The organism is Collinsella aerofaciens, assembly GCF_005844325.1.
GTDB lineage: Bacteria > Actinomycetota > Coriobacteriia > Coriobacteriales > Coriobacteriaceae > Collinsella > Collinsella aerofaciens_G.
The window spans coordinates 26,431-36,458 of record NZ_SPFY01000023.1 but is presented as its reverse complement, the minus strand read 5'-3'; the positions used below and the strand labels follow the sequence as shown (position 1 = coordinate 36,458).

Annotated in this window: 13 protein-coding genes and 2 tRNA genes; 1 reads left to right on the top strand and 14 read right to left on the bottom strand. The window is 58.6% G+C overall.

Annotated features, from left to right (window positions below):
* Positions 1-133: 133 nt before the first annotated feature.
* The 6 genes from FGQ61_RS07645 to FGQ61_RS07620 all read right to left on the bottom strand — a co-directional run bounded on the left by FGQ61_RS07645 (position 134) and on the right by FGQ61_RS07620 (position 2,719).
* A complete protein-coding gene (locus FGQ61_RS07645; protein WP_006235327.1) occupies positions 134-277 on the bottom strand; it encodes a rubredoxin-like domain-containing protein in 144 nt (47 codons plus the stop codon).
* Positions 278-365: 88 nt separating this feature from the next.
* Positions 366-869: a flavin reductase family protein gene (locus FGQ61_RS07640; RefSeq protein WP_117746556.1), complete on the bottom strand. Its 504-nt coding sequence runs from the start codon at positions 867-869 to the stop codon at positions 366-368.
* 206 nt (positions 870-1,075) lie between these two features.
* Complete coding sequence (gene smpB / locus FGQ61_RS07635; protein ID WP_006235325.1) at positions 1,076-1,546, bottom strand: SsrA-binding protein SmpB; 471 nt, start codon at positions 1,544-1,546, stop codon at positions 1,076-1,078.
* Positions 1,536-2,453: a tetratricopeptide repeat protein gene (locus FGQ61_RS07630; protein ID WP_138375125.1), complete on the bottom strand. Its 918-nt coding sequence runs from the start codon at positions 2,451-2,453 to the stop codon at positions 1,536-1,538. The genes smpB and FGQ61_RS07630 overlap by 11 nt, the downstream gene beginning before the upstream one ends.
* A 98-nt stretch (positions 2,454-2,551) precedes the next feature.
* A tRNA-Glu gene (locus tag FGQ61_RS07625) sits at positions 2,552-2,628 on the bottom strand.
* Positions 2,629-2,645: 17 nt separating this feature from the next.
* A tRNA-Gln gene (locus tag FGQ61_RS07620) sits at positions 2,646-2,719 on the bottom strand.
* Positions 2,720-2,995: 276 nt separating this feature from the next.
* Between FGQ61_RS07620 and FGQ61_RS07615 the strand changes: the two genes are divergently transcribed.
* Positions 2,996-3,406: a hypothetical protein gene (locus FGQ61_RS07615; RefSeq protein ID WP_138375124.1), complete on the top strand. Its 411-nt coding sequence runs from the start codon at positions 2,996-2,998 to the stop codon at positions 3,404-3,406.
* 220 nt (positions 3,407-3,626) lie between these two features.
* Here FGQ61_RS07615 and FGQ61_RS07610 read toward each other — a convergent pair whose 3' ends face one another.
* From FGQ61_RS07610 to FGQ61_RS07580, 8 genes are all read right to left on the bottom strand, one after another.
* Positions 3,627-3,986, bottom strand: a complete 360-nt coding sequence (locus FGQ61_RS07610) for an arsenate reductase family protein (protein WP_138375123.1) — start codon at positions 3,984-3,986, stop codon at positions 3,627-3,629.
* A 92-nt stretch (positions 3,987-4,078) separates the two neighbouring features.
* On the bottom strand, positions 4,079-5,131 hold the full coding sequence (locus FGQ61_RS07605) for a MupG family TIM beta-alpha barrel fold protein (RefSeq protein WP_138375122.1): 1,053 nt from the start codon (positions 5,129-5,131) through the stop codon (positions 4,079-4,081).
* A gap of 117 nt (positions 5,132-5,248) precedes the next feature.
* Complete coding sequence (locus tag FGQ61_RS07600) at positions 5,249-6,679, bottom strand: PTS transporter subunit EIIC (protein WP_035137407.1); 1,431 nt, start codon at positions 6,677-6,679, stop codon at positions 5,249-5,251.
* A 57-nt stretch (positions 6,680-6,736) separates the two neighbouring features.
* Positions 6,737-7,660 carry an N-acetylmuramic acid 6-phosphate etherase gene (gene murQ / locus FGQ61_RS07595; protein WP_138340408.1) on the bottom strand — a complete coding sequence of 308 codons (924 nt, stop codon included), beginning with the start codon at positions 7,658-7,660 and terminating at the stop codon, positions 6,737-6,739.
* A gap of 10 nt (positions 7,661-7,670) precedes the next feature.
* Positions 7,671-7,976, bottom strand: a complete 306-nt coding sequence (locus FGQ61_RS09710; protein WP_229025889.1) for a MurR/RpiR family transcriptional regulator — start codon at positions 7,974-7,976, stop codon at positions 7,671-7,673.
* The gene (locus FGQ61_RS07590) at positions 7,946-8,521 is read right to left on the bottom strand and encodes a MurR/RpiR family transcriptional regulator (RefSeq protein WP_205163188.1); all 576 of its coding nucleotides are present in this window, start codon (positions 8,519-8,521) and stop codon (positions 7,946-7,948) included. Before FGQ61_RS07590 ends, FGQ61_RS09710 begins: the two co-directional genes overlap by 31 nt.
* A 204-nt stretch (positions 8,522-8,725) precedes the next feature.
* Positions 8,726-9,307 (bottom strand): VanZ family protein, encoded by a 582-nt coding sequence (locus tag FGQ61_RS07585; protein ID WP_161144820.1) that lies wholly within the window; start codon positions 9,305-9,307, stop codon positions 8,726-8,728.
* Positions 9,308-9,411: 104 nt separating this feature from the next.
* Positions 9,412-10,017, bottom strand: coding sequence for a recombinase family protein (locus tag FGQ61_RS07580; protein WP_055285671.1), 606 nt, complete (start codon positions 10,015-10,017; stop codon positions 9,412-9,414).
* Positions 10,018-10,028 lie beyond the last annotated feature (11 nt).

Sequence of the window (10,028 nt, the reverse complement as noted above, 5' to 3'; positions counted from 1 at the left end):
CGTAGCGGGTGGTTTAAAGCTGGCCGCTGCGCGGCCAGCGGACTAAAGTCTTGAATCAAAAGGGCCCCGGCCGAGAATTCGACCGGGGCCCTTGGACAGAGCTATATGTTGTTGCAAGTCGTGTGTCTACGAGCTACTCCTCGACAAGCTCAAACTCATCGGGGCCGACGCCGCAGACCGGGCACACGTAGTCCTCGGGCAGCTCGGGCGTGTCGACCTCAACCTCGTAACCGCAAACGGTGCACACAAACTTATACGTCTTCTTCTCCTCAGCCATGATGTTCTCCTCTCGAACGTGACTGCTGGTGTACTTACTTATTAGTATATATTCTCAATAGTATAATGCAAGTATTTTTAGAACATTTCTAGCCTTGATACGACGAGGCTTTGGGCGGCGTCTTGCCCTTTAGCACCTTGTGATAGTAGTCGTACGTCAGCGGCGTCTCGTCGCTCAGGCGCTCGGCATCCTCGACCTCGCCAATAAACAGCAGATGCGTGCCCACATCCACAGTGTCGATCAAACGGCAGCTAAACAGGGCCGCCGCGTGCTCGGGCACATAGGGCATGCCCAGAGCCGTCTCGCGGGTCTCGTATTTGGCAAACTTGTCATAATCGCTGCTGGTGCGGAACCCAAAGTTACCGATGTAGAGCATGTCGGCCGTCTGATCGATCACGGTCAGCGCGAACGCTTTGGCCGATGCGATGACGCCCGAGGTGACATTGTCCTTGTTCACGGCAACCGAAATACGCGGCGGCATGGACGTCACCTGCACCGCAGTGTTGATGACGCAGCCGGCGCGCAGCCCGTCTGCCGCAGCGCTCACCACGTACAGACCGCTCGGCATGGTAAAGAACGCAGTTTTGTCCATAACGATCACTCCCCTAGCTCGGGTTGGAACCTCATGAATGTATGTACCCACAAAAAAGGCGGCACCCATAACGGACGCCGCCTTTGAGACATATGTGTCAGAACAGTAAGAAAGATAAGACGCCCGCAGTTGCGGTGAAATAGGGACTGAATAGCCCCTCAAACAGGCAAAACAGTCCGTATCTCACCGCAACTTATATAGAGCGCCTAGCGGTTGCGTTCCTTAAGGGCGCGGTCGATCTCGCGTTGGACATCACGCTTGGCCATGTCCTCGCGCTTGTCGTAGAGCTTCTTGCCGCGACCCAGACCCAGCAGCAGCTTTACGCGGCCGTCCGTATTAAAGTAGAGCTCCAACGGAACCAGCGCATAACCACGGTTGCGAAGTTTGCCGTCAAGAAAGTCAATCTCCTTGCGGTGCAGCAGCAGACGACGACGACGATCGGGATCGCGATTCCACACGCCACCATGGCTATAAGGATGGATATGCAGGCCGACGAGCCAGCACTCGCCGCCACGAATCAGCGCAAAAGTGTCAGTGATCTGACAGGCGCGCTCGCGAATCGACTTGACCTCGGTGCCGCTCAGTTCAATGCCGCACTCAAATGTCTCATCGATAAAGTACTCGTGATGTGCCGAGCGATTCTTGGAGATGAGTTTGCGCTCGCGCTTACTGGGCATCGTCGGCCTCCTTGACATCGTCAGCGCCCTTGTCGACACCCGCGTGCTTTGCCTTGCGCTCGGCATTGAGCTCGGCATCGCTCTCGCGCACCAGTTTAATAATCGCCGCACAGGCCTCCTCGCCCACCAAGTCGCGAGCACGCGCCGTCAGGCGCGTCGCCTCCTGCTTGTCGCCGTCGCTTGCAGCATCGGTCGCGCACATAATCAGGCAGATGGCAATCTCGGCCGAAGGCGAGGTCGGAACGCCCTGCAACGCCAGCTCGCCCATCACGTGCTCGTCGCTCTCCTCGGCGGCATCCGGATAGGTAGTATGGATCTTGTTGAGCAGGCGCGTCGTATGCGTATCGTTGGGCGCCAGGCGCAGCGCCAGACGCGCGCAGCCCACGGCAGCCGAAACGTTCTCGGTCTCGGGCTCCAAGAAGTACTGACCCAGATTGGCGTAAGCGCGGGCGGCGCACTTGCCATCGCTCGCGCGCTCTAGCACCGAAAACGAAAGCGAAGCCCACTCCTGCTTGTCCTCGAGAGCGCGGAACAGCTCGGCCAAATCCAAGCGATAGTTGCAGTTCATGGGGTCCCAACGCACAGCCTGCATCAAGGCATTACGAGCGCTCACATAATCCTGCTGGCGAATGTAGGCAAACGCCATGTCAGAGTACAGGCGGTCAAACGGCACCTCGACCTGCACGAGCTCGCGCGGATCCTTCTCCACGCGGCGATAGGCCAAGCGCTCAAACTTGCTATCGAAGCTAAAGTATTGGCGCTTCTCCTCCGTCTTGCACTCGGCGTCGATATACTCCTCGGCGAGCTCCACCAGGCGCTCCAGCAGCGGCGTCGCCGTAGCCAGGTCGCCCTGCGCCAGATAGTTCTCGGCATACGTGATGTCTTGCAAGCTGATGGGCAGGTCCATGACAACTCCTCGGTCCGGGCGGCAGACTCAACGCGCGCCTTAAACATCGGTCAATACACAAAACCCGGGTCTCTTACGAGGCCCGGGCGTTCATTTTGTGGTAGCCCGTACCAGATTCGAACTGGTGATCTCCGCCTTGAGAGGGCGGCGTCCTAAACCGCTAGACGAACGGGCCATATGTAGCAAATGCAATGGCTGGGATGGAGGGAGTCGAACCCCCATTGACGGAACCAGAATCCGCTGTCCTGCCATTAGACGACATCCCAATGACTGCATCGCTGCGCTCGGCTGTGCCTTTGCGCAAGAAAGAAATATACGGGAAGTCCCGCCGTGACGCAAGCCCCAATTTTGACTTTTTTGAAATTCAGCCAAATTGGCCTAAATTGGCCCAACCCGTGAAGGACCTGTGAAGCCAACCGCTGTACACGAAGGGCAAAACGCCGTGAGCGGTAGCCGTCAACCGTTGGCAGATTCTACCGTGAAAACGATAGCACCAGGCAACACAATCGAAGTATCAATGATCGCGTAGATATCGAGGCGCCATGGACGAAGAGCTTGATTACCTATGGGAGACCCTGGGCCTCGAGATCACTGCCGACCTTTGGCCCGAACGGGACAAAATTCACCCCACGTTACGCCCCGCCATTACTGTGGTGCAGGCAAAATACCGCCGTGCATCCTTTTTAATCATGCGGATGTCATGGCACGCGGGACTCCCCGACCTTAAGCGAATCCAGGCAAGCCTCGTCGAGCTGTCCGGCATGCCGACCGTCATATCCGAGGCGCACCTGGAGCAGCGCCAGCGCGAGCGACTGCAACAGCAGCGGATTCCCTTTATCTGCCCCGGCATTCAGGCATATCTGCCCTTTATGGACGAGGAGTACTGGAGCGGCAAGCCCAACAAGCACGTAAAGGTCTACGATCCGCACGAATGGGCACAGCTTGAGGATTAGCGCATATGCCCGCCAGCCGGGATAGTGCGCATGCCCGCCAACCGGAAAGCTCATCCCGGAATTTACGTCCAGAACGGGACGCGCTTTCCCCTAGAGGCCCCAAACGGAAACCGTATCCCAGATTTCGCGCTCAAACTGGGATACGGTTTCCGCTAGCCCCTTCAACCGGAAACTGCGTCCCGGAATCCGAGCTCAAAACGGGACGCACTTTCCGCAGCCGCTACAGCAACGCCTCGGCCCAAGCCGCTTCCCTAAAGCCGGGAATCGCAAAGTCGTCGCCCACCAGCAGCGGACGCTTGACCAGCATGCCGTCGGTCGCCAGCAGCTCGTAGCACTCCCGATTCGTCATGCCCGCATCCAACCGCGCCTTCAGGCCCAGCTCTCGATATTTCATGCCCGACGAATTAAAGAAGCGCCGCACCGGCAGCCCCGAACGAGCAATCCAGGTCGCAAGCTCATCAGCCGCGGGATTGTCCAAAACGATATCGCGGTCGATGTACTCTACCCCATGTTCGTCCAGCCATGCCTTGGCCTTCTTACAGGTCGAGCACTTGGGATATTCAACAAACAGTACGGTCATGGGAATCCTCCGAATATAGATCGGCCAACGCGGGCACACGCCACACGAGGCGCCTTCGTATGATGGGCCAATTGTAGCCCACGGGTCACACGCTAAACGAACCGTACCCCGAATCCGCGTTTGATGAACGGCAGTAGCTCCATTGCCTCGGGCGTGATATGGCCCGCAACGTTCATGCGCTCGTCACCGGGAAGATCGACCCGCGCAATCTCAAGCTCGCCTTCGTAGCGCCCATATCCGCTATTGCTCACAGCGATCGACCCCGCCTTTCGCGGCAGGCCGGCTCCGGCATCCGTCGGCACGGAATCCGGCTTAAGCGTCGTACGTGACTCCTGAGACCTAAAGATGAGGACGCTCGAGTCGGGCCGGTCGTGATGAATCTGCCCGCGCGCATAGGCATAACCGGGCTCAAGCTCGCATTGCAGGTCCACGTATCCGGCGGAAACTTGAGCAAACTGCGCCCAGCCCGCATCGGATAGATCGGGGTCGCCGACCAACACAATGTCGCAATCGGCGCCATGTGCAAGCTCAAGCATATTGAGAGCAACCTTTGACGCGCGACCGCGCTGCGCCTCGACCGTCGGCAGTCCCTCGAATACCGGCCCGCGAACGTTAGCATCACCCGGCACAAAAGCCATGATTTCGAATCCAAGCGCCGCAAGACGAAGATTCACCCGAGCAATGTCCTCCAGAGCTAAACCGGTATAAGGCTTGGGGTAAAAATTGTGGCAGGCGGCAAAACGAGTCACATCGGCACCGGCCTCACGCCACGATGCGATTTCATCAGAACTCACTGTCGATGCATTGACCACAATGCGAAATACACCGGACAGCTCCGCGACCCGCTGGGCGCTAAAGCCATAGTCCAAACGAAGGTATTCCAACCCCAGATCGCGCAGGGCCTCGATGCGCTCAAGCCCGAGCAAATCGCACGTGCGAGGCCCCACATCGGCAATGAGCGCAATGCCGCGGGCGGAAAGCAGCGACAGCACATGACGGACCTTATCGGCATACGCCGCTCCCCCATCCTCGGGAATATGCAGCGAGGTGAACGCATAGCGCGCACCCGCCGCGGCACCACGCTCAATCGTCCGCTCAATATCCTGCAAAGGGCTGGAAAGATAAATCGAAATACCCGTTTTCACGCTTCAACGCTCCTTTAAAAAAGGCCGGCGGAGCAGCTAGCCCCGCCGGCACAACCATAACATCAAGAAATCTGCCGCGCGCCGCGAGCTCTGAGCAACACGGCTCGCGATATCAAACTACTCGCCAAAGAACTCGTTGATCTTCTGCTCGTCGACGCCAAAGAACCACGTCAGGACAAAGCCGGCGGCATAGGCAAGCAGCATAGCGGCAACGTAGCCGAGCTGCTGGCCAGGAACGACGATCAGCAGGCCAAACAGACCGGAAACGCCCTGAGAAACCGTGCCGATGTGAAGCAGCGCCGCGAGCGCGCCGCCAAATCCGGCACCCAGGCAGGCCGTCACAAACGGACGAACGAGCGGCAGCGTAACAGCATACATCAGAGGCTCGCCCACACCCAGGATTCCAACGGGGATGGACTCGGCGACGTACTTCTTGAGCTTGGCGTTCTTGGTCTTAAAGTACAGCGCCAAACCGGCACCGACCTGGCCGCCGCCAGCCATCATAAGGATGGGAAGCAGGTAATTGATACCCTTGGTAGCGCCGTCGGGATCGTTGAGCATAGCGTGGATCGGCGTGAGCGCCTGATGCAGGCCGACGGACACCAGCGGCAAGAAGCCTGCCGACAGGATATAGCCGCCCAGGACGCCCAACTTCTCGAAGATAAAGGTCAAAACGCTAAAGATGGCAGTCGTCAGCCATGCGCCAACCGGCTGGATGACGAGCATCAGAGCAAAGGCGCCGATGATGAGCACCAGCAGCGGGGACAGGAACGTGTCGAGTGCGTTGGGCATAACCTTGCGAATCTGACGCTCCATCCAGGCAAAAAATGCACCAGCGATGAGAGCCGCGATCATGCCGCCCGCTGCGGGGTTGTACTGCGCATTGGTGAGCGGCAGCAGAATGGCAGTGGCAGGATCAGCCGCGCCAGGCGCAAGCAGGGGCATGGCACTGTTGGCGATACACATCATGCCGGCGATGCCGCCCAGCGCAGCGGAGCCACCAAACTCACGTGCCGCGTTATAGCCCACCAAGATGGGCAGATAGGCAAACAGGGCCCAGCCCATGGAACGAATGCCCTGGTACCACCACTCGCCTGCAAGCGCGCCTGCCGTCGAGACGTTAATGACGTTGCAGATACCGTTGATGAGGCCAGCCGCAATGATGCCGGGAAGCAGGGCGACGAAGACATTGGAAATCTTCTTGAGGAAGGCCTGAACCGGCTTGGACTCGTACTTGGCCTTCTGCGCGGCCTTGTTCGTGGCCGCAGCGTCAACCACGCTCTCGTCGGCAACGCCTTTCGCAAGGCCGGTGAGCTTGGAGAACTCCTCGAGCACCTTATTCACCTTGCCCGGACCCAGCACGATCTGCATCGTGTCGTCCTCGACCAGGCCCATCACGCCGTCGAGCGCCTTAATACCCTCCGTGTCGACGTTGCCCGTGTCTTTGACGGTCACGCGCAGGCGCGTCATGCACGCCGCGTTTGCGAGCACGTTGTCTTTACCGCCCAAAAGGTCCAGCAGCTTTTGAGCCAGCTCTTTGTTCGTCATAACTCCTCCTTGTATTGGGTATCTCGTCTAGATGTCATATCAGCTCACGCCGTGCACCTATTGGACATCGGCATTGCTCTTCTCATGGCCACTCACCGCAGTACGGACATGGCCGTGCGCCCGTTCAAGAGCTACCGCAGCCTGCTCGGCATCGCAGTCCAACAGCACCGAGACAATAGCGGTTTTTACGTGGCCGCCGGCATCCGCAAGCGCCTGAACAGCGCGCTCGCGCGTGCAGCCGGTCGCCTCCATCACGATGTTCTGGCCGCGCACCACCAACTTCTCGTTCGTCTGCTGCACATCGACCATCAGGTTTTGGTATACCTTGCCGATCTTGACCATGGCACCGGTCGAAATCATGTTGAGAATGAGCTTTTGAACCGTTCCCGCCTTGAGCCTCGTTGAGCCGGTCAGCACCTCGGGACCGGGCACGGGCTCAATGGCAAGATCTGCGCTCTCCCCGATCTTCGACCCTTGGTTGCAGGCAATTGCAATGGTCTTGCACCCAGTTGCCTTGGCGTACGCAAGGCCGCCCACCACATAAGGAGTACGGCCGCTTGCCGCCAGGCCAACGACAAGATCCTTGTCCGAGAGTCCACGCTCCCGCAGGTCGCTCGCGCCAAGCTCCTCGCTGTCTTCGGCACCTTCGACAGCCTTGATAAACGCCGTCTCGCCTCCGGCAATGAGCCCGACAATCAGATCGGGTGACACGCCAAACGTGGGCGGACACTCCGAAGCGTCGAGTACGCCCAGACGACCGCTGGTGCCTGCTCCCATGTAAAAGACGCGCCCGCCGCGCTCGAGTGTCTCAGCAGCCCAGTCGATTGCCATGGCAACCTGGGGCAACACTTTCGTGACCGACTGGACGGCACGAAGATCCTCATCGTTCATCGTCGTGACGATTTGCAGCGATGTCATCGTATCGAGGTCCATTGACCTTTGATTACGCTGTTCGGTCGTGAATTTTGTTAAATCGAGCATTTCATTCACCTCATCTTTCCTGTTTCTCGATGTAGTTTTGCTTTATGACATGCGTCGCCCGTTCGTAGTCGCTGGCAACGTAAGCAGCGTACAGGGCATCGACAACCATAAGCTGGGCCATACGCGAAGCCATGGCACCGCTGCGGACCAAGGGTTCACTCGCAGCGACGCCGAGCACGGCATCGGCCATGGTGGCAAGATTGGATGATCCATCTACTTTGGTAACGGCCACAACGGGACAGTTGTGACGTTGAGCCTCGGCGGTGCAGTCCAGCACCTCTTGCGTCAAGCCCGAGTAGCTAAAGGCGATTGCCATATCGCCCTCATGCATGTTCTTGGCACATAAGAGCTGATCATGCCAGTCGTCGTACAGATGGCACTCTTTGTCGACACGCATGAGCTTTTGCGCCGGTCGTGCGCGACCAAACGAGAGGCACCAATACCGAACAGATTGACCGCGCGTGCCCGCTTAAGACGGGCCGCGCATCGCTCCAAGACGGTGTAATCGAGCGTTCGCGCCGTCGCCTCGATCGTGCGCACGTTGCTTTTCATCACCTTCCCCACGATACGTTCGACGCTGTCATCCATGGAGATGTCCTCGAGGGCTACGTCTTTCTTGTCACCTAAGAGCGCCAGCTCGGCAATCAGTTCGCGCTGGAACTCCTTGTAGCCCGCAAAACCCAAACGCTTGCAAAAGCGCAAAATGCTCGAGGGCGAGGAGAACGTGACATCGGCAAGACCGCGGACGGACAGCCCGACCACCTCGTGCGGATGAGCGCTTACATATGCGATGACATTGCGTTCCGCCGGGCTCGCGCTGAGCTCACGCTCGCGAAGCCGCAAAAGCAATCCGTTTGCCATCTCAAACACCTCCGTTGAGAAGAATTAAAGACCAACGAACGATTCGTACCGGATACAAACAGCTTTTGCGGTACATTGTGCCGCATCGTGGCGCACAAAGGGCGAGCGTTCTACCGCTCGCCCCTCAAATCCGACCGCTCGGAAATACGCGCGACACAAAATAATTCAACAAGGTCGCATTATCAGAAACGGGTTTGTTACCGGCTAGCGCCTCGCATGGGCGCCGATCGGCCGAGTCGCATGGCGCACCAGCGCCGCTGCCAGCAATACCAACAGCATGGCGGTGACATAGCCCGCAGCATCGAATCCTAAATCGATAACGTCGAAATGCCTGCCGGGAACAAAGATCTTATGCACCTGGTCGCCAACGGAGCAGGCAGCGCAAAAGAGAAACACAGGCACGCAACGGGAACACACACTCCATGGACGCCTGGAAAAGCAGACCACGATCACCGAGGCGACCAATCCGACGAAGAAAAACTCTACGGTATGGGCGACGCGACGGACGTTTGCGCCTACCCACATGCGAATGGAAGCAAGTCGACCAGGCTGGACCGTCGAGGCAGCCGGATTGGTACTCTCAGTCATGCCGTCCCCCGCCTGAATTTCACCCGTGATGCCGGTAGCCTGAACGCCCGTAGCCTGGCCCTCCACCACACGCGCGGTGGACTCGCTCAGCAACGACGTCTCCACCGCATTTTGCTCCGTCAGCACCCAGATGCCCGCCAGCGTTGCAGCGAACAGAACGATCGCGGTCCATCCGATTATTTGTTTTACGCGCGCCAAGGGCCAACCTCCTTTTTTGAATATCAGCGAGTGTAGCCCCAAATGGCATCGTCACCGTATCAAAATTTGAATCGCAACAGGAAGCGACAAAGCGACGCAAACCCCTACCCCGCCTCGCGCATCCAGCGATCGAACGTCCCCACGCACACGCCCAGGCACTTTGCCGCCTGGCTGCGGGTAATATCGCCCGCCTCATAGCTATCGCGCACCAGCTCAAACTGAGGAGGGCACGGCTTGCGAGGTCGACCGAAACGGACCCCTCGCGCCCGCGCCGCTGCAATTCCCTCCGCTTGGCGCCGATGGATATTCTCGCGCTCTACCTGCGCCACGTAGCTCAGCAGTTGCAGCACAATATCGGCAATCAGGACGTTGGTCACATCCGGCGCGCCGCTGGCCCTAGCGCGCGTGTCAAGCAATGGCATGTCCAACACCACAATGGCAACCCCGAGCTCCTTGGTAATGCGTCGCCATTCCTCAAGAATCTCGGAGTAATTACGGCCAAGTCGGTCGATAGAAAGCACCACCAGTACGTCCCCGTCTCCCAGGACGTGCAGCAGCTCGCGATAACGCGGTCGATCGAAGTCCTTGCCGCTCGCATGGTCGGCATAAATATTCGCCGAGCCCACGCCATAGGCGCCCAGCGCATCCAGCTGCCGATTAAGGTTCTGATCGCGCGAACTCACCCGCGCATAACCGTACACCGTCGCCATCTCATCCCCGC